Here is a 24,314-nt window from a genome sequence, read left to right as displayed (position 1 = left end):
GGTCACTCCTTCGGCGGCCGGGGGCCGTCGAGCCGGCGGGCGGTCTCGGTCACCGCCGCGCGGTGCCGGGCCAGTCGCTGCGGGGGACCGGGGGCGGGCTTCCCCCGCCGCCCCGGACGAGGCCCTGGGCGGCGGCCAGGACCATCACCCCGGCCCGACCGGCGGCGATCGGCTCGTCGTGCCTCGTACCGGCACGGTCCGGACCGGCCGGCCGGACCGTCGGCGGCACGCACCGGGGCGGCGGGGCAGCGAGCGCCGCACCCTACCGCTGCCCCCGCCCCGGCCCTCCGCCGTGGCCGTCCACGCCCCCGTGCCGCATCGTGGAGAGGGCTGCTGATCTGCGGGGAAGACCGGCCCGCCCGACCCGCGGGGCGAGCCGGCCGCGCCGGCGGTACCGGTGGCGCCTGCCGAGGGAAGGAGCGCGGTTCGATGAGACGGGACACACGGCGTCCGGAGCCGGCCGACCATCTGGCGGGCGCCGCGGCCGACCCCAGCGGACTGCTGGACCTGCTGGGCGTCGCCGCGGTGCTGCTGGAGGCCGACGGCAAGATCGACATGTGGAGCCCCCAGGCCGAGGAACTCTTCGGCTACACCCGCGGCGAGGCGGTCGGGCAGTACGCGGCGTCGCTGCTCCTGCAGCCCGAGCACCAGGACGCGGCGCTCACCCTGTTCGCCCAGGTCATGGAGACCGGCCGGCGCTGGGCCGGTGCCTTCCCCGTCCGGCACAAGGACGGCACCGTCCGGATGATCGAGTTCCGCAACGTCCGGCTGACGGACAGCCTCGGCGACCACTACGCCCTGGGGCTCGCCGTCGACCGCGTCGCCCTGCGCCAGATGGAACGCAAGCTGGCCCTGTCCAACCGGCTGGTCAGCCAGGCGCCGATCGGGCTGGCCGTCCTGGACACCGACTTGCGCTACCTCGCCGTCAACCCCGCCCTCGCCGCCATGCACGGCGTCGCCGAGGCCGACCACGTCGGCCGCGGGTTCCGCGAGATCCTGTCCGACCCGACCTTCGAGGGCGCCGAGGCACTGATGCGGGGCGTCCTGGACACCGGCACCCCCCTGGTGGAGCAGCAGGTGGTGGGCCGTACGTCCGCCGACCCCGAGGAGGACCACGCCTGGGCGGTGTCCGTCTACCGGCTGGAGGACCACCGCGGCCGGGTCCTCGGCATCGCCAACGTGGTGGTCGACGTCACCGACCGGTACCGGGCCGCGCAGAAGGCCGACCAGGCCCAGCGGCGGCTGCGCCTGATCGCCGACGGCTCGGCCCGGATCGGCACCACCCTGGAGGTGGAGCGCACCGCGCGGGAACTGGCCGACGTCCTGGTGCCCGGCCTCGCCGACATGGTCGCCGTGGACCTCCTCGACTCGGTCCTGCAGACGGGCCGTACCGACCTCGGCGACGGCCCCGCGCTGTTCCGCGCCGTGGCGGTGAAGACCGCCTACCCCACCGACGCCGGCCGGGCCATGGTGCCGCCCGGACGGCTCACCACCTACCACGCCGACCACCCCGCGTCGCAGTGCCTGCGCACCCGCCGACCCCTGCTGATCACCCATGTGCGCGGCGGCGACCACTCCCGCATCGCCGCCGACCCCGAAGCCGCCTCGCTGCTCGCCCGGGCCGGTGTCCACACCGACATGGCCGTCCCGCTCATCGCCCGGGAGAAGATCCTCGGCGTCATGGGCCTGGCCCGGGCCCGCAACCCGCTCCCGTTCGACGAGGACGACCTCACCCTCGCCTGCGAACTGGCCTCCTCCGCCGCCCTGAGCATCGACAACGCCGTCCTGCACCAGCACATCCGCAGCGCCGCCGAGACCCTCCAGCGCAGCCTGCTGCCGCAGCCCCCGCCCCGCCGCCCCGGCCTGGAGGTCGCCGTCCGCTACCGCCCCGCCCAGGCCCGCGACGAGGTCGGCGGCGACTGGTACGACGTGATCCCCCTCGACGGCGACCGCACCGCCCTCGCGGTGGGCGACGTCATGGGCAGCGGCATCCCGGCCGCCACCACCATGGGCCGGCTGCGCACCGCGATGGCCACCCTGGCCGACCTCGACCTCGAACCGGCCCGCATCCTCGGCCACCTCGACAAGACCACCCGCGAGCTGGACCCCTACATCGCCACCTGCCTGTACGCCGTCTACGACCCCCACCACGCCCGGCTGCACGTGGCGTCCGCCGGCCATCTGCCCCCGGCCCTGGTGCGCACCGGCGAGCGGCCGCGGCTGCTGGACCTGCCCACCGGCACCCCGCTCGGGGTCGGCGGGGTGCCCTTCGAGACCACCACCGTCGGCCTCGCGCCCGGCGACCGCCTCGTGCTCTACACGGACGGGCTGGTGGAGACCCGCGACGACCCCATCGACGAGCGCCTGGAGGCGCTGCTGCGCCTGCTGGAGCCGCCGGACCGCTCCACGGAGGAGACCTGCGACCGGCTGCTGCGCCTGCTGCGGGACCCCGCCGACCACGACGACGTCGCCCTCCTCATCGCCCACGTGCTGCCTCCGGCGGCTGGGCCGGCAGGGTGAGCACGGCCAGGACGGCGCACCCGGCCACGGCGGCGAAGAACCAGAAGCCCCAGGGATGGCCGACCCCGGCGGTCACCAGGGCGCCCGTGACCGAGGGGCCGACGAGGGAGCCGACCCGGCCGATGCCGGACGCCGAGCCGAGGGCGGTGCCCCGGACGGCGGCCGGGTAGTAGTGCGTGACGTAGGCGTAGACGAGCACCTGCGCCGAGAAGACGAACGCACCGGTCAGGAAGACGACCGTGCCGAGCAGCAGGTCGCTGTGCATCCGGACGCCGAGGCAGGCGAGCAGCACCGCCGAGACGGCGAACCAGCCCAGCGTGGTCGGCTTGATGCCGCGCCGGTCGGCCACGAAACCGCCCAGCACCAGCCCGGCCACCCCGCCGGCGTTGAGCACGAGCAGCTGCGTCACGGCCGTCGGCACGGGATACCCGGCGTCGTTCATCAGCTTCGGCAGCCAGGTGTTCAGGCCGTAGACCAGCAGCAGCCCCATGAACGAGGCGGCCCAGACCCCGACGCCCGCGCGCAGGTACGCCGGCCTCAGCAGCCCGGCGAACGCCACCCGCGGGCGCCCCCCGGCCGCCTCCCGGGCACGGACGAACGCCGCCGACTCCGGCAGCCGGAACCACTGCACCACCGCCACCAGCAGTCCGGCGGCGCCGAGGACGTAGAAGAGCACCTGCCAGTTCCCGGCGACCCGGAGCGCCAGCAGCGAGGTGATCACGGCACCGGTGTGATACCCGGTCATGGTCAGCGTGCCGGCGCGCGCCCGCCGCCCGGCCGGCAGGTGCTCGGCCGTCATCGTCAGCGACACGGGCATGCACGCGCCGAGCCCCACCCCGGCCGCGAGCCGCAGCGCGGCGAACACCGCCACGGAACCGGCCAGCGGGACCAGGAGGGTGAACACCGAGAACTCCACCACCGAGGCGATGAGCAGCAGCCGCCGGCCGAGCCGGTCGGCCAGCGGACCGACCAGCAGCGCGCCGACGGCGACCCCGACGAGCGACAGCGTGGCGACCGTGGTCGCGTCGCCCGCCGTCATGCCGAGGTGCCGGGTCTTCAACAGGGTCGGGATGATGGCGCCGAGGACCACGAGGTCGTAGCCCTCCAGCAGGACGGTGATCCAGCACAGGACCACCGTCCAGGCGGAGCGGCCGGCGGTGCCGGCCCCCGCCGGAGTGCCGGACGCGCGGGACGAGGCGGCGGACGACATGACGACGGACCCCCTGAGCGGCTGCGGAACGGACGGGAAAGGAGCCGGCGGGCTAGGTGAGCACCGTGTCGGTCTGGAGCAGCCGGGGCCCGTCCACGGGTTCGGACAGCGCGGCCCGCAGCCGAGCCGCATCGCCGACGTGCCGGGCGGGCACCCCGTAGCCCTCGGCGATGCGGGTGAAGTCCAGTCCGGGGATGTCCAGTCCCGGCGCGTCCGTCACCCGGAGCAGTCCGCCGAACCGGTGCAGGGCCCCGTACGTGCCGTTGCGCAGCAGCACCACGGTGAGGGGGACCCGGTAGCGGGCGGCCGTCCACAGCGCGGTGATGCCGTAGTTGGCCGAGCCGTCCCCGATCACGCCGACGACCGGCCGGCCGGGCCGGGCGAGGGCCACCCCGACCGCGCCGGGGAGCCCGAAGCCGAGGCCGCCGGCGGCCGGGAAGTAGTACGAGCCGGGCCGGCGCAGGTCCATCTGGCGCCACCAGGACGCGACCGTCGAGGTCGACTCCACCACGTACGCCGTGTCCGCGGGCTGCTCCTCCCGCAGGGCCGCGAAGACCTCCTCCGGGTGCAGCCCCGGCCCGTCCGTCCGGGCCGGCGCCGGCACGGGCCGGTAGCCGCCCGCCGGCGGCCCCGGCGCGCCGAGCGCCGCCAGCAGCAGACCGATCACCGCGGCGGGCTGAGCGACCAGCGCCTCGCCGACCGGTGCCCGCGCGGCGGCGGACACGTCCTCCGTGACCTGGATCAGCCGGGTGCCCTCCGGCAGATACCGGCCGGGCAGGTGCTCGTGGTACCGGAACACCGGCGCGCCGAGGACCAGGACGAGGTCATGGCCCGTCAGGGCGCGGCAGACCGGCTCGATGCCCGCGGGCAGCACTCCCCGGAACAGCGGGTGCCGGTTGGGGAAGGGCAGCCGGAAGACCGAGGGAGCCGCCCACACCGGACCACCGAGCCGCTCGGCCAGCCGCACCGCGTCGGGAAGGAGCCCGTCCGCGTCGATGTCACCGCCCAGCACCAGGGCGGGCCGCCGCGCCGCGGCCACCGCCGCGGCCAGCCGGCGCCCCTGCTCCGCGCCGGGCGCCCCCGCCCGCTCGACCCGGCGCTCCCACACGGCCGGCGCGTTCTCGTCCGCGTCGGCCGTCCAGTCGTCGTACGGCACGGACAGGAAGGACGGCCGGCGCCGCAGCCGCGCCTCGAAGACGGCCTGGGCGAGCGCCCGCGGCACGTCCCGCGCGCACGCCGGCTCCGCGGCCCAGCCGACCAGCGGCCGCATCAGGGCGGGCGCGTCGACATTGGTGAGGTACGCCTCCGGCCCGATGGCCGGCCGCACCTGCTGCCCGGCCAGGACGACCAGCGGGGTGCGCGAGGCCACCGCGTTCGTCAGCGCGCCCAGCGCGTTGCCGGAGCCCGCGGCGGAGTGCAGGTTGACCAGCGCGGGCCGGCCGGACGCCTGCGCGTAGCCGTCGGCCATGCCCACGACCGCGCCCTCGTGCAGACCCAGCACGTACCGGAACCCGTCGGGCAGACCGGCGAGGAAGGGCAGCTCGTTGGAGCCCGGGTTGCCGAAGATCGTGGTGAGCCCCTGACGCTCCAGGAACTCGTGGGCGATACGGCGCACGGATGGCACGGGCGGCCCCTTCCGAACGGGCGGTCCCTCACGAGGCGACGCGGCACACAGTAGGGAGCGCGCGCCCCGGCCGCCATACGCCGGACGCCCTCGGTTCCGGTCCGCCGCCGTCCGGCCCCGCCGCCCCTACCCGGCGGGGTCCAGGACGACCGGCAGTTCCGCCAGGCCGCGGAAGGCGGGGAACGGCACCTCCAGCCACCGCGGCCCGGCGGCCGGGTCGGCCAGGGCCATCCGGGGGAACCGGTCGAACAGCAGCCTGAGGGCGGACTGGGTCTCCAGCCGGGCCAGCGGGGCGCCCAGACAGTAGTGGCTGCCGTGCCCGAAACCCAGATGGGCGTCCTGCGCGTTGCCCGGCCGGGTCACGTTCAGCTCGTCGGGGGAGTCGAACTTCTCCGCGTCGCGGTTGGCCGAGCTGAGCGCGATCTGGACCAGGGCCCCCTTGGGGATCAGGGTCCCGCCGTACTCCACGTCCTCGGTCGCGTAGCGGAACGTCGCGGTCTCCACCGAGCCGTCGTAGCGCACCAGTTCCTCGACCGCCGCACGGATCAGCTCCGGGTTCTCCCGTACGGCGGCCGACTGCCGGGGGTGCGCCAGCAGATGGTGCACGGCGTTGCCGATCAGGTACGCCGTCGTCTTGTGCCCGGCGAACATCAGCAGGAAGGCCGTGGAGACCAGCTCGTTCTGGGTGAGCGAGCCGTCCTCGCCGTCCCGCACCGCGATGAGCGCGCTCAGCAGGTCGTCACCCGGGCGTTCCCGCTTGGCGGCGATCAGCTCGGTGAAGTACGCGTGCAGGTCCTCCTCCGCCCGCTGCTGGGCCCGCTTGAACTCCTCGCCGAACCCGGTCTGCGCCACCGTGGTGGACAGCCGCTGCATCCTCGACCGGTCCTCGGCCGGCACGCCGAGCAGATCGCAGATCACGATGATCGGCAGCGGGAACGCGAACACCGGCAGCAGGTCGACGGGTTCCCGGGTCGGGCACGCGTCGAGCAGCTCGCGGACGACCTCCTCGATGCGCGGCCGCAGCGCCTGCACCCGCCGCGGGGTGAAGGCCGAGTTGACCAGCCTGCGCAGCCGGGTGTGCTTGGGCGCGTCGGAGTTGAGCATGTTGTCGTCCAGCGCGATGGACGAGTCGCCGAAGATCCGCCGGTAGGCGTCCATCGCCCCGTACATGTCCTTGCTCAGCCGCGGGTCCGACAGCGCGGCCCGCGCGTCCTCGTAGCGGGTGATCAGGTACGTCTCGTTGCCGTGCGGCGGTCTCACGGCGCAGACCGGTGCCTGCGCGCGCAGGCGGGCGTAGACGGCGTGCGGGTCGCGGCGGAACTCGGGGGTGCAGCGCTCGGCCGCGGCGACGGCCTCCTGCGTGGTGGTCACGGACGGCTCCTGAGGTCGAAGACGGCTTGGGCGTTTCCGCCGAGGACGAGCTGCTGGGACGCCTTGTCGAGCGGCAGCTTCTCGATCATGCGGACGAAGTCCCCCAACGGCGCGGCCATCGGCGGCGAGTCGGTGCCGAACAGCATCCGCTCCGGGCCCAGCACCTCCGCGTTCAGACTCAGGTGCGCCGCGCTGAACGGGCTGGTGTCGACGTACATGCGGCGCAGGGCGGCGGCCGGGTCGGGGGACGGGGTGAGGGCGGTGCCGGAGGCGGGGGACGGGGCAGCGGGGGGTGCCTGGCGTGTGCCGGGGCCGCCGGGTGCGCCGCCCGGGCGGGGCGCGTGGGCGCGGGAGGTACCGGACACACCGGCGGCACCCGGCCTGTCGGCGGCACCGGGCGCCTCGGCGGCTCCCGGCCGGCCGGCGGGGGGCGCGCCCCCGGCCCAGTGCCGGGGGCGCGCCGCGGTCTGCAACCGCTCCGGCAGCAGCGCGATCGCGCCGCCGCCGGTCGCGCCGATCAGCCGCAGACCGGGGTACTTGTCCAGCCACCCCGCGTACGCGATCATCGCCATGCCCAGGGTGACGTCGCCGAAGCGGCCGATCTGCTCCACGAACGCCGTCTGCTCGACCCGCTCGGTGCCGGCCGGCTCCGCCGGGGCGTGCACCAGGACCGGCACCCCCGCCTCCGCGGCCAGCGCGAAGAACGCGTCGGCGCGGGGCGAGCCGAGCAGCTCCCCGTGGACGCTGGAGGTGGTGATCAGGCCGACGAAGGCGGGGTCCGCCAGGGTCTCCCGCACCCCTTCCAGGTGGTCGTCGTCCCCGAACGGGTTGGCGTACACATAGCCGCGCAACTGGTCCGGGAAGCGGCGGATCAGGCCCGACATCCAGGCGTGGAAGGCGCGCAGCCGGTCACGCGGCTGCGCGTAGTTGTCCACGCCCGGCACCCGCGCCATCGCCCCGGCCCCCACCGGGCTGCCGATGATGGTCAGGTCGATGCCGGCCTCGGCGCGGGCGGCGAGCATGCCGTCGACGTCGGTCAGGCTCGGCGGCATGGGGAAGCGCGCGGCGGCTTCCGGTGGGGACAGGTGCCCGTGGATGTCGATGATCACGTGTCGGTTCCCGGTTTCGGTCTCAGTGCGCGGGTGATCGCGGCACAGTCCTGGTCGCCCAGTCCCTGCTCGGTGGCGCGGACGTGGGTCTCCGCCGCGGCGGTCGCCAGCGGCAGGCTCAGGCCGGCGGCTGCCGCCTGCTTGGTAGCGAGCATGAGGTCTTTCGCCATCAGCCGCAGCCGGAAGTCCGGCTCGTCGAAGCGGCCCGCCGCCAGCCGCCGCGACTTGAACGCCATGACCGGCGAGGCGAACCCGCTGCCCGCGACGGTCTTCAGGACCTGCTGCCGGTCCAGTCCCGAGGCCTCCGCCAGCTCGGTGGCCTCGGCCAGCGCCTGCACCTCGATGCCCATCAGCAGGTTGAGGAGCAGTTTCATCCGCATGCCGGAACCGAGCGCGCCCAGATGGACGACGTCCTTGCCCAGCGCGTCCAGCAGCGGACGGGCCGCCTTGAAGGCGTCCTCGGCGCCGCCGACGAACAACCGCAGTTCCCCGTCGCGGGCGTGGTCGCGGTTGCCGAGCATGCCCACGTCCAGCGCCGCGGGCAGGTCCCCGGCGATCTGGACGACCTCCTCGGGGGCGACGGTGCTCGCGCACAGCAGGGTGCCCGCGTAGGGGCCGTGGGCCAGCACGCCGTCCGGTCCGCGCAGTACGGTGCCGAGGGCCTCGCCGTCGGCGACGACGCAGAGGGCGGCGCTCGTGCCCGCGACCGCTTCGGCCGGGTGCGCGGCGACGTGCGCGCCGGCCCGGGCGAGCGGCGCGGTGCGGTCCGGGGTACGGTTCCACACCCGGACCTGTATGCCCTGGTCGAGCAGGCGGTGGGCCAGTCCGGCGCCCATCGCGCCGAGGCCGAGTACGGCGACGGGGCCGTGCGCCGGGCGCGTCACGATGTCACCCCCCGGGTCTCCTTGACGACGCGGTAGCGCAGCGACTGCCGCTGGTCGACGAACTCGCGCAGCGGCGCGACCAGCTCGCGGTGCTCCTCGCTCTGCTGCCAGGCGAAGAACTGCTCGGCCGACTGCCACTCGCTCGTGATCACCCACTGGCGGGAGTCGTCGGCGGGCCGGCCGAGCCGCTCCACGAGGTGACCGGGGGTGCCGGCCACGGACTTCCGGAGGTGCTCGTACAGGTCGAGGAAGCCCTGCTCACGGCCCTCGATGACGCGGACCGCGAAGACGACGCCCAGCTTGTCGGCCGATCGGCCCTGGTGGTTGGTGTCCATGTCTCCTCCTGAGTGAGATCCGGTGGGACACGACACCCACGGACTCACGTCGCCCGTACGGCCGCAACTCCGAACGGGTCAGGGCCCAGTGGGGACAAGGGGTGCACGCTGCGTCATTAGTCGGTTCGGGTGAGCGGGGGGCGGTGTCCGGGGCCCGGCGGGCGGGGCGCGGAGGGATCCCGCCGGCCGACTCTTTCGGGTGGCCGCGGGCCGGTTCCGGTGAGGGGCGGCACCGCCTCCGGACCGCCGCCGGACTCCTGACCGCCGACGGGCGGTCAGCGGCCTTCCCACGCGCGTCCCTTTCCCCGCGCCGGTGTTCCCGAGGCGCTTTCCCCGCGTCGCTCCCCGCGTCGCTCCCCGCGTCGCTCTCCGCGCGGTGTCCTGCGGGAAAACCGGATGCGCGGGGGCCGGAGGCCGTGTCAGGCTCCGCCGATGGACCGTGAGGAGATGTCCCGGCGCGCTCACGCGGATCACCCGATAGCCGCGCCGCTCGACGACGACGCGGTACGGGGACTGCTGGAGCGGGCCCTGCCCCCCGGCGACGGCCGCGTGCTCGACCTCGGCTGCGGCGGCGGGGAGTGGCTCCTGCGGGCCCTGACCGCGCGCCCGGGCCTGCGCGCCGAGGGCGTCGACCTCTCCGAGCGCGCGCTGGCGGACGCGCGCCGGGCCGCGCACCGGCTCGGCGTCCGGGACCGGTTGGTCCTCCACCGCCAGGACGCCGCCCGGTTCACCGCGCCGCACGCCTTCGACCTCGTACTGTGCGTGGGGGCGACGCACGCCTTCGGCGGTCTGCCGGCCACCTTGGCGGCGGCGCGCCGCCACCTCGCGCCCGGCGGACGCGTCCTGGTCGGGGAGGGGTTCTGGCAGCACGAGCCGTCCGCCGGGGCCGTCGCCCTGCTCGGCGACCTCGACGACCTGCCGACCACACTGGACCGGGTCGTCGCGGACGGCTGGACGCCGGTCCACGGACACGTCAGCACGCGCCGGGAACTGGACGACTACGAATGGGCCTGGACGGGGACGCTGGCCTCCTGGGCGCTGGACCACCCCGGCCACCCGGACAGCCCCAAGGCGCTGGAGACGGCCACGACCCACCGCGACGAGTGGCTGCGCGTCTACCGCGACGCCTTCGGCTTCGTCTGCCTGGTGCTGCGGCCGGCACCGGACCGGGCGGGGACGGGCGGGGCCGCCGGCCGCGCCTGACGGGACACCGGGCCGCGCAGGGGGCGGGCCGGGCGGCGCGGAAGCGGTACGCGAGCGCGAGGCCCCCGAGGGCGGCGCGCCGCCGCTTGGTCCGCCGGCCCTCCCGCGCGCCGTCCCCGGCGCGAGGAGGGGGCTGCCGCCGCCTCACCGGGCACGGCACTGAGAAGATCGTCCGCGACCGTGGGCGCACCCGACCCGGAAGGAAGCGACGAGATCATGCGTGTCACCGTGGACCGAGACCCGACGGAGGCGTCCGGATGACCGGCAGCGCGCGGACCGGCGCGCCCGACACCGCCGGACCCGTCCTGCTGCGCACGCGCGGACGGGCCGCGTACCTCACCCTCAACCGGCCCGAGGCCCTCAACGCCCTGAACCACGTCATGGTCCGCCGGATCGACGAGGCCCTGACCGCGTGGGAGCACGACCCGGCCGTGGAGACCGTCGTCATCACCGGCGCGGGAGAGCGCGGCCTGTGCGCGGGCGGCGACATCCGCGCCGTCCACGACGACGCCCGCGACGGCGACGGCACCGCCTCCGCCGCGTTCTGGCGCGACGAGTACCACCTGAACGCCCGCATCGCCCGCTACCCCAAGCCCTACGTCGCCGTGATGGACGGCATCGTGATGGGCGGCGGGGTCGGCGTCTCCGCGCACGGCGGCGTCCGCGTCGTCACCGAACGCTCGCGGATCGCCATGCCCGAGACCGGCATCGGTTTCGTCCCCGACGTCGGCGGCACCCACCTGCTCGGCCGCGCCCCCGGCGAACTGGGCACCCACCTGGCCCTGACGGGCACCCCGATCGGCGCCGGGGACGCCCTGCTGTGCGGGCTCGCCGACCACTACATCCCGTCCGGGGCCCTCGGCGCCTTCACGGCGGACCTCGCCGACCTCCCCGCGGCGGACGCCGTGGCACGCCACGAACAGCCGGCGCCCGAGGGGCTGCTGGCCGGCCGGCGGGACTGGATCGACGCCTGCTACGCCGCCGGCACGGTCGAGGAGATCGTCGGGCGGCTGTCCGCCCACGGCGGTCCGGAGGCGAAGGAGACGGCCGAGACCCTGCTCGCCAGGTCGCCCACCTCGCTCAAGGTCACCCTCGCCGCGATCCGCCGCGCCCGGCGCCTCGGCTCGCTGGAACGGGTCCTCGACCAGGAGTACCGCGTCTCCTGCGCCGCCCTGAGCAGCCCCGACCTGGTCGAGGGCATCCGGGCGCAGATCATCGACAAGGACCGCACCCCGCGCTGGTCGCCCGCGAGCCTCGCCGAGGTCACCGACACCGCGGTGGAACGCTTCTTCGCCCCGCTCGGCGACCGCGAGCTGGGGCTGGGCGGCTGACGCGGCCGTACCCGGGCCGCGCCGGGGGGGCCGGTACGGGAACGCGCGCCGGGCGGCGGACCCCGCCACCCGGCGCCGTCCGCGCCGCCCGGTCGCGCCGGGGGGTGGTGACGGCCCGCGAGGCGGCCGTCCGCGCCCCCCGGCCCCGCCGGGCATCGGCGTTTCGGCCCCCGTGTGCAGTGCGCCCCCATCACCCGGCAGGGGCCAGCGTCGCCGGCGTGCCGGTCGTGCCGCCCGGCGCCCGGCGGCGTTGTACCGGGTGTACGACGCTCCGCACCCGCCGAACGGCACCGCCCCGGAAGGACCTTCGCGCACGTGTTCCCCAAGCCTCTCGACACCCGCCTGATCACCTCCCGCACGTCCGGCCCCGGGCGGGTGACGGCGTGACCCGCGTCTGGCTGCCGCCCGAGGAGTACGCCGAGCAGCTCATGAAGGCGACCGGGTTCGCCTGTGTGCACTTCACCGACGAGCGGGACCGGCCCGTCCAGCTGCACGCCCCGTACAGTCCCGCGCACCCCTGGCAGATGGCCGGCGGCACGATGGAGCCGGGCGAGCGGCCGTGGGAGACGGCCGTGCGGGAGTGCCGCGAGGAGACCGGCATCACGGTCACCGGCCCGCCCCGGCTGCTGGCCGCGGTCTACGGCCTGCCCGGCGACGAGTGGCCGTACAGCAGCATGGGCCTGATCTTCGACGGGGGCCGGCTCGGCGAGGCGGAGATCCGGGGCATCACCCTCGACCCGGACGAGCACGACGAGGTGCGCGTGCTGTCCCTGCCCGAGTGGCGGCCGTTGATGCCGGACCGGGACTTCGCCCGGCTGGCGGCCGTGGCCCAGGCCCGCCGCACCGGGGTGGCCGGGTACTTCGACACCTGGGACTGGGGGGAGGCGTGAGGCGTGCGGAGGGGCCCGGTCCCGGAGCGGATACGGCCGGGGCGGCCGAGAGGCCCCCGGACCCCGTGGGGGAAGCCGCGCCGCCCGGTCCGCCCGCCGCACGCCCGACCGGACGCCCAGGCGCTCCTCGCCGGCGGGGTCCTCGCCCGGTACACCGCCGCGGGTGCCCGTAAGGCCGCCGTCACGGCGTCCGGGCGCCCGGCGGCCCCGGGCCGGGCGACGGCCGGGCCCGGCGGCGGTCGCCGCGGGCAGGGTCATCCGGTGGGCGTGCCGGCGCCCGGCGGGTACCGCGTCCCCGCCGGCCTCGCCCCGGCCGGCGCCCGACCCGCGGGCGTCCGGCGGTTCAGCCGCCGATCAGGGCGGTGAAGCGGTCGGCGTCGATGTTGCCCCCGGAGGCGATGACACCGACCCGGCGCGGGAGGGCGCCGACGCGTCCGGCGAGCAGCGCGGCCAGCGGGGTGGCGCCGCTCGGCTCCAGGACGATCTTCAGGCGCTCGAAGGCGAACCGCATCGCGGTGAGGATCTCCGCGTCGCTGACCAGGGCGATCGAGTCGACCAGCCGCTGGTTCACGGGGAAGGTGAGTTCGCCGGGGGTGGGCAGGGCCTGTCCGTCGGCGATGGTGCGGGGCACCGGGACGGTGACGCGGGCGCCGGCCTCCAGGGAGCGCCTGGTGTCGTCGCTCCCCTCCGGTTCGACGCCGACGACCCGGATGCCCGGGTGCAGCGCGGTGGCGGCGGTGGCGCTGCCGGCGATGAGGCCGCCGCCGCCCACCGGCACCACCAGGGCGTCCAACGGGCCGGTCTCCTCCAGCAGTTCCAGGGCGGCGGTGCCCTGGCCGGCGATCACGTCCGGGTGGTCGTAGGGCGGGATCAGGGCCAGACCGCGGTCCTCGGCCAGGGCGTGGCCGAGCGCGATGCGGTCCTCGGTGTAACGGTCGTAGGTGACGATCTCCGCCCCGTACCCGGCGGTCGCCTCCCGCTTGGAGCGGGGCGCGTCCTCGGGCATCAGGATGACGGCGCTGGTGCCCAGTTCGCGGGCGGCCAGCGCGGTGGCCTGGGCGTGGTTGCCGGAGGAGTAGGCGGCGATGCCCTTCGCCAGCTGCTCCGGGGGAAGCTGGGCGGCGGCGTTGTACGCGCCGCGGAACTTGAAGGCGCCGATCCGCTGGAAGTTCTCCGCCTTGATGAACACCTCCGCGCCGACGAGGGAGTTCAGGGTGCGGGAGGTCAGGACGGGCGTGCGGTGCGCGACGCCCTCGAGGCGGGCGGCGGCGGCGCGGACATCGGCGAACGTGACGGGCGGTGCGGCGGGCATGAGTGGGTCCTCCGGACGACGGGACGGGACGGGGAAGCGCAACGGGACGGTCACCAGCCGGAGATCCGGGGCCAGTACGCCTCGATCGCGGGGCACGCCGTCGTACCGCCGGAGCTGTCGACGACGTGGTAGCCGTGGTGCTGGGCGGCCGTGGCGCAGGCGTGGTTGGGCAGGACGCGCAGCCGGGTGCCGATGGGCAGTCCGGGCAGGGCGGCGCCGTCCCGGGCGGTCAGCGTGCCGTGCTCCTGGCTGGCGGCGGTCATGACCAGGCCCGGGATCAGGGCGCCGGACAGGTCGGTGACCAGGCCGTAGCCCTGGTCCCGGGGCTGGGCGGCGGTGCCGCGGTCGCGGGAGAGGGCCATCCAGCCGCCGTCGGTCACGATCCACCCGTACTCCGGGCGGTGCCCGATGACGGTGACCACCACCGACAGGGCGATGTCGGCCGGCGCGCAGACACCGAGCCCCGCCATCACCAGGTCGAAGAACACGTAGTTGCCGGCGCGCAGTTCGGTGACCCCGGTGAGGTCCTCGGCGGCGTGCGCGGTGGGCGTGGAGCCCACGCTGACGGTGCGCACCGGCAGCCCCGCCGCGCGCAGCCGCCGGGCCGCCGCGACCGCCGCGTCGCGTTCGCTCCGCGCCGCCGCGCGCCGCTCCTCGACGGTGAAGGCGGAGTACGACTCGCCGGCGTGCGTCAGTACGCCGTCCAGGCAGCCCGCGTCGTGCAGGATCCGGCCGATCCCGGTCAGTTCGGGGGCGCCGGGCCTGAGGCCGCCGCGGTGGCCGTCGCAGTCGATCTCGATCAGTGCCGGCAGGGCCACGCCGGCCTCCCGGGCCGCCCCGGCGACGAACGACGCCTGCTCGGTGCTGTCCAGCAGGACGCGCAGGGTGACCCCGCGGCGCACCAGGGCGGTCACGCGCTGGAGTTTGCGCGGTTCGACGCCGACGGCATAGGTGAGGTCGCGGTACCCGGCGTCGGCGAACGCCTCGGCCTCGGCGAGGGTGGAGACGGTGACCGGACCGGGCGCGCCGCCGTGCAGGAGGGCGGCGGCGTCCAGGCTCTTCGCCGTCTTCACATGGGGGCGCAGGCCGACCCCGAGGCGGTCCGCCCGGGCCCGCAGCCGGGCGCTGTTGCGCCGCGACCGGTGCGCGTCCACGACGGCGAACGGGGTGTCGGGGCCGGCCAGGGTCCGGGCAGCGGGGGAGCAGGCGGTGCTCATGTGACCCCTCACTTCGCGTAGTTGTAGACCGTCGCCCGGGACACGCCGAGCAGGTCCGCGATGGTCTGCGCGGCGTCGCGCGAGTCGAAGTAGCCGTCGCGCTGCAACTGCCGTACCAGCGCCCTCTTCTCCTCCCGGCTCAGCGAGCGCGGGGTGGCGGCGCGCTCGGCGGCGCGGGCCTCCACCGTCTCCCGCAGCTCCCGCGCGGCGCGGTCCCGCAGGGTCTCCAGGGGCGGCTCGCGGTGCGCGCAGTCCGTGGCCACGAGGTTGGACAGGGCCAGGGTGACCGGGGACAGGACGGACACGTCCAGGTTCAGGCACAGGGCGGCGACGTACTCGCCCGCCGCGTTCTTGATGCCGATGGACGTGCTCTTCGCCGGGCGGCCGTCGGGGAACCGGTTCGGGTAGTTCTGCACGACGCCGGGGTAGTCGGGGTCGGCGATGCGGGCCAGGCCCAGCTCCGTGGCGGGGTCGCCGACCCGGCGGCCGGAGAGGTTGTTCTCGATGGCGCGGATCGCGTGGTCCGGATCGCGCAGATCGTGCAGCACGACCTCGCACAGGCCGGGGAACATGCGGCCCAGCGCGACGGCGATCTTCTCCGCCTCCCGCAGGAGGTGCTCGTCGTCCGCGCCGTCCGCGCGTCCGGCGTCCGCCCGGTGCTCCACGGGGCCTCCCCACCGGCCTCGACTTGCGGTCCATTTCTGGACGGTGAGTCTAAGTCGGGTGGGCCGCCGCTGTCCAGGTGATCCGGCCCGCATCGCCGCCGGACGTCAACTACCCTCCGTACCAGCGCGTTTCGCGCACGGCATGACCGACGAGGGGGATCCATGGCAGACCGGTCCAGCGCGGGGCACCCGAAGTGGCTGCGCCGCTTCCACGAACCGGACCCGGGTGCGCCGCGGTTGCTCTGCCTGCCGCACGCCGGCGGCTCCGCGAGTTTCTACTTCCCCTTCTCCAAGGCGCTGTCGCCCGCGGTGGACGTGCGTGCCGCGCAGTACCCCGGCCGCCAGGACCGCGCCGGGGAACCCTTCGCGCACTCGCTCCGGGAACTCGCCCAGGGGGTGTTCCACGCGCTGGACGAGCGGGACGGGACGCCGCTCGCGCTGTTCGGGCACAGCATGGGCGCCCTGGTCGGCTTCGAGCTGGCCCGCCTGCTGGAGAACGCCGGCCGCCCGCCCGCGGTGCTCTTCCTCTCCGGCCGCCGGGGCCCGTCCGCGGAGCGGACCGAGACCGTCCACCTGGGCGACGACGCCCAGCTGATCGAGGAGGTCATGCGCATGGACGGCACCGACTCCGCCGTCCTCCAGGACGAGGACCTGCTCCAGCTGGTCCTGCCCGCGCTGAGGGCCGACTACCACGCCGTGGGGACCTACCGGCCCACCCCCGGCCCGCCGCTCGGCTGCCCGCTCGTCGTGCTGACGGGCGACGCCGACCCGCGGGTGACCCCGGACGAGGCCCGGACCTGGGAAAAGGAGACCGACGGCCCCTTCGAGTGCCACGTCCACCCCGGGGGCCACTTCTACCTGGTCGACCAGCGGCAGGCCGTCCTCGACCGGATCCGGGCCGCGCTGCGGCGGTTTGCGCCCGGCACCGGCGCGGCGCTCTGAGCCCGCGGACGGCGGCGGCACCGGCCGGGAACACGGCACGGGCGGCACCGGTCGAGACGGTGCCGCCCGGCGGAGGGCGTCAGCCCAGGATCTTGGCGGACTCGATGACCACCTGCTCCTTGGGGACGTCCTGGTGGCCCTGGTAGTTGCCCGTCTTCACGCCCTTGATGGCGTCGACGACGTTCTGGCCCTCGGTGACCCGGCCGAACACGGCGTAGCCCCAGCCGTTCGGGGACTTCGAGGAGTAGTTGAGGAACGCGTTGTCCGAAACGTTGATGAAGAACTGGGCCGTCGCCGAGTGCGGGTCGTTCGTCCGCGCCATCGCCACGGTGTAGTTGTCGTTCTTCAGGCCGTTGTCGGCCTCGTTCTGGATCGGCGCCTGGGTGGGCTTCTGCTTCATGTCCGGCGTGAAACCGCCGCCCTGGATCATGAAGTTGTTGATCACCCGGTGGAAAATCGTGCCGTCGTAGTGGCCGCTGCGCACATACGCCAGGAAGTTCTCGACCGTCTTGGGCGCCTCGGCGTCGTTCAGCTCCAGCACGATCCGGCCGGCGCTGGTGTTCAGCTCGACTGTCGACATCAAAAATCTCCTCATTCCGGTGGGACTCGCCCACGCTACAGGTACGGCCCGGCCGGCCGTTCTCCGGTGCGACCGACGGGCACGCCGGTCCGGCGGCCCGAGATCACCATGGAATATACGACCACAGGTCACGCGTACGACGCCGCGGCGCCCCGGGCCTCGAACGGCCATCCGGGTCACGCCGAGGTGCGGGCACGGCCCGCGAGCCGGTTCCCGGCCGGCCGCGGCGCCGCGCCGTCCGGCCCGGGCGTCAGGACGGCCGGGCCCCGTCGCCGGGCGCCGGGGGCAGCGCCAGATGCGCCAGGTCGCCCGGCGGCGGCGTGGTCACCGGCCACAGCGGGGCGGCCTGCCCGTCGGCGAGCGCGGCCGGCGCGTCGGTGAGGTTCATCCGCTCCCGCAGCCGGCCGTAGAAGTCCATCGGACCGAGCCGGACCGCCCTCAGCCGGCGGGGAGCGGCGTACACGCCGATCCAGTCCCCGGGGCCGAGCACCCCGCGCAACTGGCCGTCGATGCTGACCGCGGCCCGCCCCGACCGCTGGAGCACCCGCAGCGCGATCGGCTCGTCCGGCGCGGCCACCACCGACCGGTTGAACACCATGTGCGGCGCGACCGGCGTGAACACCAGGCCCTCCGCGCGGGGCGAGACCACCGGGCCGCCCGCGGCGAAGCTGTACGCCGTGGACCCCGTGGGCGTGGCCACCAGCAGCGCGTCCGCCGAGTACGAGGCCAGCAGCCGGCCCGCCAGATACACCCCGACCGACACCTGCCGGTCCCGGGACAGCTTCTCCAGGACCACGTCGTTCAGCGCGGTCACGTCCAGGGCCACCCCCCAGTCCCCGCCCGACTCGCACTCCGTGCGCACCGGGGGCGGCGGCAGCAGCGGCCCGCGCCCGTACTCCAGCAGCGCCTCCATGTGCGCGGGCACCTCCAGCCGGCAGGACGCGCGCAGGGTGAGCAGCATCCGGCTCTCCACGTGGATCCGACCCTCCCGCACGGCGTCCAGCGCGGTCCGCACCGCCGGGGCGGGCACCTCCGTCAGGAAGCCGACCCGGCCCAGGTCGACGCCGAGGACCAGGGCGTCGTTCTCGGCCGCCAGCCGGGCTCCGCGCAGGAACGTGCCGTCACCGCCCAGGGTGATGATGAGGTCCGGATCGCCCGCGTCGGCCAGTTCCTCGCGGGCGCTGTGCCGCGCGCCCTCCCGCCACACGTCGATGTCCGCGCACCCCACCCCGTGCTCGGCGCACCAAGCGCGCACGTCCCGCGCGGCGGCCACCGCCTCGGCGCGCCCGCCGTGCACGACCAGGCCGACACGGTTCACCGTCATACCCGCACACCCGCCTCCCAGCCGGTTTCCTGCCCGGCGCCATCCTCGCCGCGGACGGCACCGGCACGCCGCGCGCCACGCCGCCGGACGGCCCGGACACCGCCGTGCCGGGCCGTGCGCCGTGCCGGGCCGTGTGCCGGGGCGGGCCGTATGCCGGGGGGCTGTACGGCGTGCCGGGCCGTGCGTCGGGGCGGCTGTACGCCGAGCCGGGCCGTGTGCCGGGGCGGGCCGTACGTCGAGCCGGGCCGTACGTCGAGCCGGGCCGTACGGCGTGCCGGGCCGTACGTCGAGCCGGGCCGTATGCCGGGGCTGGCCGTGCGCCGTGCCGGGCCGTATGCCGGGGCGGGCGTGCGGCGAGCCGGGCCGTCCGGCGCCGTACCGCGTCCGCGTGGGGCGGCAGCCGTCATCCCCGGCCGTCGTCCGCCGCGAGGAACGGCTCCAGCAGGGCCAGCAGCGCGTCCGGGCGGTGCAACGGGATGATGTGGCCGCAGTCGGGGATGACGTGTCCGGTCAACCGGTCCGCGTACGGCCGCAGTTGCCGTTCCAGCGAGCGGCCCACCGGGTGGGCGCCCACGGTGAGGGCGGGCACGGTGAGGCGGGCGCCGGCCACGGCCTCCCGGACCTGCCGGGCAGTGGCGGGCAGCGCCCGGTAGGGGCCGAACGCCGCGCGCAGCGCCCCGCCGCCGGTGTAGGCGCGGCCGAACGCGGCACGCACGTCCGGCCGCACGCCCCGGCCCAGCGTGCCGCGCTCCAGGAACCAGTCGACGTACGCCGCCTCGTGACCCGTCAGCACCGACTCCGCCAGCCCGGGCGCCGCGTGGAACCCGAACCACCACGGCGGCCCGGCCGCGAGGAACTCCTCGGCGCCCGGCAGATCGCCCAGCAGGGATTCCATCAGCACGAGCCGCCGAACCAGGCCGGGCCGCCGCATGGCCAGCAGGAACGCGGGCGGGGTGCCGAGGTCGATGCCGACCACGGCCGCCGGGCCCGCGTCCAGCGCCTCCAGCAGGCCCGCCGCGTCGGCGGCGAGCGTCGCGGCGTCGTAGCCGTCCGCCGGCCGGTCGCTGTCGCCGAACCCGCGCAGATCCGGCGCGATCACCCGGTAGCGGCGGGCCAGCGGCCCGATGACCTCGCTCCACAGCCGCCAGGTGTGCGGGAAGCCGTGCAGCAGCAGTACCGCCGGGCCCGCGCCGGCCGTGGCGACATTGAGTCCGGTCCCGCCGACAACGATCCGGCGCAGCCGCACACCGGGCACGGGGGTGACAGTCATGAGCGATCCCTCGCCATCCTTGAGTAACCGATGGTGACAAGGGCACGTTAGGTAACTAGGCTCGGCGGCAACAGACCGCACTTTCCCGTCAGTTGGTGAGCTCCAGGTGACTTCCCAGGCCAAGGACGCGTCCGCCGCGCGCGGCGACCTGTTCGACCCCGCGTGCCCGACCCGCCGGCTGCTGGACCGGATCGGCACCAAGTGGACGTCGATGGCGGTGAAGGTGCTCGCGCAGGCCGCGCCGCAAGAGGTGCGCTTCGCCGAACTGCAGCGCCGGATGCCGGGCGTCTCGCAGAAGATGCTCTCCGTGACCTTGCGGAACCTGGTCCGCGACGGCCTGGCCGAGCGCCGGGTGGAGCCCTCCGTACCGCCCGGCGTGTACTACCGGCTCACCGCGCTCGGCCTGTCGCTCGACGCCGTTCTCGCCGCCGTACGGGACTGGGCCGAGGAGCACATGGCCGAGGTCGACCGGGCCAACGAGCTGAGCGACCGGCGAGAACAGCGGTGAGCGACCCGGTGTGATCTCCCTCCTTGCGGAGGGCGTGCCGCCCCTGTGAGCCTCCCCTCGAACGATTCTCCGAAGAACTGTCATCCGAAACTGTTATCGGCGCCGCACCGGACGGTCTCCCAGGTGACGCACAGCATCGTTCGGCGCCGAGGACAGGGAAGCTCTGATGAGGACACAGCACACGGTGGACACGGCGGCACTGGTCGAGGCCGCCCGGGCGGGGGACCCGGGCGCCCAGGACGCCCTGGTCGGGGCCTACCTCCCGCTCGTGTACAACATCGTGGGGCGGGCCCTGAACGGCTCGGTCGACGTCGACGACGTGGTCCAGGAGACCGTGCTCCGGGCCCTCGGCTCGCTCGGTGACCTGCGTACCCCGGAGAACTTCCGCTCCTGGCTGGTGGCCATCGCGATGAACCGGGTCCGCGCGCACTGGCGGGACCGCCAACTCGCCCCGGGCGCCGTGGAGGAGGCCGCCGACGTCGCGGACCCGGGCGCCGACTTCGTCGACCTGACCATCGTCCGGCTCCAGTTGTCCGGCCAGCGCCAGGAGACCGCGCGCGACGCGCTGGCTGGAGCCGGACGACCGCGAGGTGCTCTCGCTGTGGTGGCTGGAGTGCGCCGGCGAACTGACCCGCGCCGAGGTCGCCTCCGCCCTCGGGGTGTCGCCGCAGCACACGGCGGTACGGGTGCAGCGGATGAAGGCGCGGCTGGAGTCGGCCCGCGTGGTGGTACGAGCGCTCGACACCCGGCCCGCCTGCGGGGATCTGGGGGGCGTGCTGACGTCCTGGGACGGCCTGCCCTCCGCCCTGTGGCGCAAGCGGATAGCCCGGCACGCCCGCGACTGCGCGCGCTGCGGCGGCCTGTGGAGCGGCCTGCTCCCGGCCGAGGGCCTGCTCGCCGGGCTCGCCCTCGTCGCGGTGTCCTCGGCCCTGCTCACGACGGCACGCTCCGCCGTGGCGACCGGCCTCCACCTGACCGCGCACACGACCTCCCCCCTGCCGCACACGGGCTTCGCCGCGGCGGACGGCGCGCACCAGGCAGCCTCCGGCGGGTCGGACGCCACGCGGTTGGGCTCTGCCGGGGATGGGGGACACCACGCGGGCTCCGGCGGGCCGGACGGGACGCAGACGGCGGGCTTCGCGGGACCGGAGGGGACGCACGCGGGCTTTGGCGGCTCCGACGCGGGTCACGCGGGCTTCGCCGGGCCGGATGGGACGCACGCGGGCTTTGGCGGCTCCGACGCGGGTCACGCGGGCTTCGGCGGGCCGGATGGGACGCACGCGGGCTTTGGCGGCTCCGACGCGGGTCACGCGGGCTTCGGCGAGCCGGGCGGGACGCAGGCGGGCTTCGCCGGGCCCGAGGCGGGGGAGCCGGGCTTCCCCGGACCGGACGCGGGGCATTCGGGTCTCGTCGGGCCGGACGCGGGGCGGGCGGGCTTCGGTGGGCCGGGTGGTGACTCGTCCGCGGGGACCGGTCGGGCCGGTGACACCGAGCGGGGCGGCCCCGTCGGCGTACGCGCCTCCCGTCGGCGTGCGACCGCCCGCGACGAGGCACGGCGCCGTCGGCGCGGCCGGCGCCGTGCCGTCGGCGGCGCCGTGGTCGCGGTCTGCGTGGCGGGCGGCGGCATGTGGTACTTCGGCACCGGCTCCGGGCCCGAGACCGGGCGGACGGCCGCCGCGCCCACCGCCGACGCCCCCGCCGCGGACCTCTCCGCGCCCGCCCCCGTCCGCACCTCGGCGCCGCCCCCGCCCTCCCCGTCGCCGTCCCCCTCGCTGCCGCGGAAGCAGAAGACGAAGAAGCCGGGCCCCGCCGCCAAGAGCCCCGATCCCGCGCGGACGACCGGCACGCCGCAGGCCCGGCCGCCCGCGTCCGCGACCCCCCGCCCCACCCCGGCGACACCGCGGACACGGCCGGCGCCCGCCGGTACCGTGGCGCAGGTGGTCGCGCTGGTGAACGAGGAACGGGCCGCCGCCGGATGCGGACCGGTCACCGAGGACCCGCAACTGGACCGGGCCGCCCAGGGCCACTCCGACGACATGGCCGCGCGCGGCTTCTTCGACCACACCGACCCGGACGGCGCCGGCCCCGGCGAGCGCGTCACCGCCGCCGGCTACCGCTGGTCCACGTACGGCGAGAACATCGCCCGGGGCCAGCGGAGTCCGCAGGCGGTGATGGATTCCTGGATGAACAGCCCCGGCCACCGCGCCAACATCCTCAACTGCTCGTTCAAGGACATCGGCGTGGGCGTCCACAACGGTTCGGGCGGCCCTTGGTGGACCCAGAACTTCGGCGCGAAACCCTGAGCCGCCACCCGGCCCGTCAGCCGCCCCCGGCCGGGCCGGCGCGTGGTGCAGCCGCACCTGGGCGCGCCACTGCGGGAACGTCATCCCGAGGTCGCGGCGGAACAGCCGGGAGAGCCCTCGCCCCGCCCTCGCGGTGTGCCCGCTGGTCGTACCTGCTCCCGGCCGCCGCGGTCGCGGGGCGTGGTGTGCGTCCCCGGCCCCGCGCCGTACCTAGGCGTGGCGCTGACCTCCGCCGGCCTGTACGTCCCTTCCCTCTCCAGGTGACGCACGGTCAGGACCGGTTGCCCTCGCGCGTCGGCACTGCCGGCGGCATCACGCTCGGGCCGGCCACCGGCGTCGGCGGGCCGACAAACCCCCTCAACAGCCTGGGCCCACTGTTGCCGATGCCGGTGCCGAGCCGGCTGCTACCGGGACGTGCCGAAGTCCTGGGTCCAGTAGCCGCCGGGCTGCGCCAGACCGACGCCGATCTCCCGGAAGGCGCAGTTGAGGATGTTGGCCCGGTGGCCGGGGCTGTCCATCCAGCCCGCCATGACCTGCTCCGCCGTGGTGTAGCCGTACGCGACGTTCTCGCCGTAGCTGCTCCACGTGTAACCGGCGTGCGTGAGGCGCAGGCCCGGGTCGGAGCCGTCGGACCCGGTGTGCGACATGTTCCGGTGGGCGGCCATGTCCTGGCTGTGGGCCTGCGCGGCCCGGGTCAGCGCCGGGTTCGCGGTCAGCGCCGGACAACCCACCTTGCCGCGCTCGGCGTTCACCAGCCGCAGGACCTCGGCGGTGGCCCCGGACGCCGTGGCGGCGGGCTGCGGGGCGCTCGGCATGGCGGTCGCGGTGGTCGTGGGGGTCGCGGTGGCGCCGGACGCCGTGGATGTGGGGGTACCGGGCGTGGCGGTCGCGGGGATGGCGGGCGTGGCGGGGGTCTGGGTCCGCTGGGCGGTGGGCCGGACCGTCACGACCGGACGCGTCTTCGGCCGTGCGCTCCGGTGCGTGTGCGAAGGGTTGGCGACCGGTGGCGCGACCGGCGCCGAGACGGACGGCGCGGCGGGCGGGGGAGTGGTGGCGGGCGCCGGGGCCGGTGCCGTGGCGGCCGGTGCGGTGGTCTGCCCCGTGGCCGCCTCCACCCCGGTGCGCCGGTGCTGCCCGTGCGGGTGCTGCCCCCGCGCCACGGGCGCGCTCGTCACCTCCGCGCGGGGGTGCGGGTCCGTGCCGTACGGCCAGTCGGTGCAGGCCAGGGCGACGGATGGCACGCCCACGGCGCCGACGGCGACGGCGGTGACGACTATGCGCCGGTAGTGCTTGGACTTGCGGTGCTGTCCCATACGTCAACCTCACTCGGTGATCGCGGAGCGCCCATTCTCGGGACGGCCTCACACGAGACGCAAAGGGACCTTCTACTACCGCCTTACGTAGGTCGTCCCGGCCCTTGTCAGCGGGACCGGGAGATGCAGATCTTCGCGACCGCGATGTTCGCCTTGTGCTGTCGACTCCTCAGGAACGCGCCCTGGACGGGGGATACGACGAGGCATTCGCGGGCTGTCCCGCCGTCGTCGTCCCTCCGCCCCTCGTCCACGGCAAGACGGACAAATCCCCTATGTCGCGGGAGTGGCGTCTACTATCCGCCCCCCTTAGACCGTGTCCTATGTGGTGATTGTTCGTTGGTCAGGGCATGGGGCGGGGTACGTGGAGTTGGATTGTTCCGGATGGGTTGTGGGAGATCGCGAA

Annotated in this window: 20 protein-coding genes and 1 pseudogene; 8 read left to right on the top strand and 13 right to left on the bottom strand. The window is 75.5% G+C overall.

What is annotated here, in order from left to right:
- The first annotated feature begins 429 nt into the window (after nucleotides 1–429).
- Nucleotides 430–2,520 carry a SpoIIE family protein phosphatase gene (locus ACZ63H_RS29135; protein WP_469870076.1) on the top strand — a complete coding sequence of 697 codons (2,091 nt, stop codon included), beginning with the start codon at nucleotides 430–432 and terminating at the stop codon, nucleotides 2,518–2,520.
- Here ACZ63H_RS29135 and ACZ63H_RS29130 read toward each other — a convergent pair.
- From ACZ63H_RS29130 to ACZ63H_RS29105, 6 genes are all read right to left on the bottom strand, one after another.
- A complete protein-coding gene (locus tag ACZ63H_RS29130) occupies nucleotides 2,477–3,730 on the bottom strand; it encodes an MFS transporter (RefSeq protein WP_469870074.1) in 1,254 nt (417 codons plus the stop codon). The two genes, ACZ63H_RS29135 and ACZ63H_RS29130, sit on opposite strands and share 44 nt — an antisense overlap.
- 52 nt (nucleotides 3,731–3,782) lie before the next feature.
- On the bottom strand, nucleotides 3,783–5,354 hold the full coding sequence (gene mdlC, locus ACZ63H_RS29125) for a benzoylformate decarboxylase (protein ID WP_469870072.1): 1,572 nt from the start codon (nucleotides 5,352–5,354) through the stop codon (nucleotides 3,783–3,785).
- Nucleotides 5,355–5,480: 126 nt separating this feature from the next.
- Nucleotides 5,481–6,725, bottom strand: a complete 1,245-nt coding sequence (locus ACZ63H_RS29120) for a cytochrome P450 family protein (RefSeq protein WP_469870070.1) — start codon at nucleotides 6,723–6,725, stop codon at nucleotides 5,481–5,483.
- Nucleotides 6,722–7,834 carry an amidohydrolase family protein gene (locus ACZ63H_RS29115; RefSeq protein ID WP_469870068.1) on the bottom strand — a complete coding sequence of 371 codons (1,113 nt, stop codon included), beginning with the start codon at nucleotides 7,832–7,834 and terminating at the stop codon, nucleotides 6,722–6,724. The genes ACZ63H_RS29120 and ACZ63H_RS29115 overlap by 4 nt, the downstream gene beginning before the upstream one ends.
- Nucleotides 7,831–8,718, bottom strand: coding sequence for an NAD(P)-dependent oxidoreductase (locus ACZ63H_RS29110; RefSeq protein ID WP_469870066.1), 888 nt, complete (start codon nucleotides 8,716–8,718; stop codon nucleotides 7,831–7,833). The genes ACZ63H_RS29115 and ACZ63H_RS29110 overlap by 4 nt, the downstream gene beginning before the upstream one ends.
- Complete coding sequence (locus ACZ63H_RS29105; protein ID WP_469870064.1) at nucleotides 8,715–9,053, bottom strand: antibiotic biosynthesis monooxygenase family protein; 339 nt, start codon at nucleotides 9,051–9,053, stop codon at nucleotides 8,715–8,717. Before ACZ63H_RS29105 ends, ACZ63H_RS29110 begins: the two co-directional genes overlap by 4 nt.
- A gap of 432 nt (nucleotides 9,054–9,485) precedes the next feature.
- Here ACZ63H_RS29105 and ACZ63H_RS29100 point away from each other — a divergent pair, with 432 nt between their 5' ends.
- From ACZ63H_RS29100 to ACZ63H_RS29090, 3 genes are all read left to right on the top strand, one after another.
- Nucleotides 9,486–10,256 carry an SAM-dependent methyltransferase gene (locus ACZ63H_RS29100; protein ID WP_469870062.1) on the top strand — a complete coding sequence of 257 codons (771 nt, stop codon included), beginning with the start codon at nucleotides 9,486–9,488 and terminating at the stop codon, nucleotides 10,254–10,256.
- Nucleotides 10,257–10,513: 257 nt separating this feature from the next.
- Nucleotides 10,514–11,587 carry an enoyl-CoA hydratase/isomerase family protein gene (locus ACZ63H_RS29095; protein ID WP_469870060.1) on the top strand — a complete coding sequence of 358 codons (1,074 nt, stop codon included), beginning with the start codon at nucleotides 10,514–10,516 and terminating at the stop codon, nucleotides 11,585–11,587.
- A gap of 383 nt (nucleotides 11,588–11,970) precedes the next feature.
- Nucleotides 11,971–12,477 carry an NUDIX domain-containing protein gene (locus tag ACZ63H_RS29090; protein ID WP_469870058.1) on the top strand — a complete coding sequence of 169 codons (507 nt, stop codon included), beginning with the start codon at nucleotides 11,971–11,973 and terminating at the stop codon, nucleotides 12,475–12,477.
- 343 nt (nucleotides 12,478–12,820) lie between these two features.
- On the opposite strand, the gene ACZ63H_RS29085 is transcribed toward ACZ63H_RS29090, so the two are convergent.
- The 3 genes from ACZ63H_RS29085 to ACZ63H_RS29075 are packed head-to-tail and all read right to left on the bottom strand — an operon-like array spanning nucleotide 12,821 to nucleotide 15,671.
- On the bottom strand, nucleotides 12,821–13,789 hold the full coding sequence (locus ACZ63H_RS29085) for a threo-3-hydroxy-L-aspartate ammonia-lyase (RefSeq protein WP_469870056.1): 969 nt from the start codon (nucleotides 13,787–13,789) through the stop codon (nucleotides 12,821–12,823).
- Between the two features lie 50 nt (nucleotides 13,790–13,839).
- The gene (locus ACZ63H_RS29080) at nucleotides 13,840–15,006 is read right to left on the bottom strand and encodes an alanine racemase (protein ID WP_469870054.1); all 1,167 of its coding nucleotides are present in this window, start codon (nucleotides 15,004–15,006) and stop codon (nucleotides 13,840–13,842) included.
- 8 nt (nucleotides 15,007–15,014) lie between these two features.
- On the bottom strand, nucleotides 15,015–15,671 hold the full coding sequence (locus ACZ63H_RS29075) for a helix-turn-helix transcriptional regulator (RefSeq protein WP_469870052.1): 657 nt from the start codon (nucleotides 15,669–15,671) through the stop codon (nucleotides 15,015–15,017).
- A gap of 162 nt (nucleotides 15,672–15,833) precedes the next feature.
- Between ACZ63H_RS29075 and ACZ63H_RS29070 the strand changes: the two genes are divergently transcribed.
- Nucleotides 15,834–16,613 (top strand): thioesterase II family protein, encoded by a 780-nt coding sequence (locus ACZ63H_RS29070; protein ID WP_469870050.1) that lies wholly within the window; start codon nucleotides 15,834–15,836, stop codon nucleotides 16,611–16,613.
- A 79-nt stretch (nucleotides 16,614–16,692) separates the two neighbouring features.
- Here ACZ63H_RS29070 and ACZ63H_RS29065 read toward each other — a convergent pair whose 3' ends face one another.
- The 3 genes from ACZ63H_RS29065 to ACZ63H_RS29055 form a co-directional block, all read right to left on the bottom strand.
- Complete coding sequence (locus ACZ63H_RS29065) at nucleotides 16,693–17,193, bottom strand: peptidylprolyl isomerase (protein ID WP_469870048.1); 501 nt, start codon at nucleotides 17,191–17,193, stop codon at nucleotides 16,693–16,695.
- Nucleotides 17,194–17,443: 250 nt separating this feature from the next.
- Nucleotides 17,444–18,517: an NAD(+)/NADH kinase gene (locus ACZ63H_RS29060; protein WP_469870046.1), complete on the bottom strand. Its 1,074-nt coding sequence runs from the start codon at nucleotides 18,515–18,517 to the stop codon at nucleotides 17,444–17,446.
- 403 nt (nucleotides 18,518–18,920) lie between these two features.
- Nucleotides 18,921–19,787, bottom strand: a complete 867-nt coding sequence (locus tag ACZ63H_RS29055; RefSeq protein ID WP_469870045.1) for an alpha/beta fold hydrolase — start codon at nucleotides 19,785–19,787, stop codon at nucleotides 18,921–18,923.
- Nucleotides 19,788–19,893: 106 nt separating this feature from the next.
- Here ACZ63H_RS29055 and ACZ63H_RS29050 point away from each other — a divergent pair, with 106 nt between their 5' ends.
- The 3 genes and pseudogenes from ACZ63H_RS29050 (at nucleotide 19,894) to ACZ63H_RS29040 (ending at nucleotide 22,598) form a co-directional block, all read left to right on the top strand.
- Nucleotides 19,894–20,295: a winged helix-turn-helix transcriptional regulator gene (locus ACZ63H_RS29050; RefSeq protein ID WP_469870043.1), complete on the top strand. Its 402-nt coding sequence runs from the start codon at nucleotides 19,894–19,896 to the stop codon at nucleotides 20,293–20,295.
- 166 nt (nucleotides 20,296–20,461) lie between these two features.
- A pseudogene (locus ACZ63H_RS29045) lies at nucleotides 20,462–20,680 on the top strand (RNA polymerase sigma factor); the annotation flags it as partial.
- 205 nt (nucleotides 20,681–20,885) lie between these two features.
- Nucleotides 20,886–22,598: a CAP domain-containing protein gene (locus ACZ63H_RS29040; RefSeq protein WP_469870041.1), complete on the top strand. Its 1,713-nt coding sequence runs from the start codon at nucleotides 20,886–20,888 to the stop codon at nucleotides 22,596–22,598.
- A 404-nt stretch (nucleotides 22,599–23,002) separates the two neighbouring features.
- On the opposite strand, the gene ACZ63H_RS29035 is transcribed toward ACZ63H_RS29040, so the two are convergent.
- Nucleotides 23,003–23,911: a CAP domain-containing protein gene (locus tag ACZ63H_RS29035; protein ID WP_469870039.1), complete on the bottom strand. Its 909-nt coding sequence runs from the start codon at nucleotides 23,909–23,911 to the stop codon at nucleotides 23,003–23,005.
- Between the last annotated feature and the right edge of the window lie 403 nt (nucleotides 23,912–24,314).

Source organism: Streptomyces sp. NPDC104831 (assembly GCF_055583025.1).
This window is presented reverse-complemented; position numbering and strand designations above follow the sequence as displayed.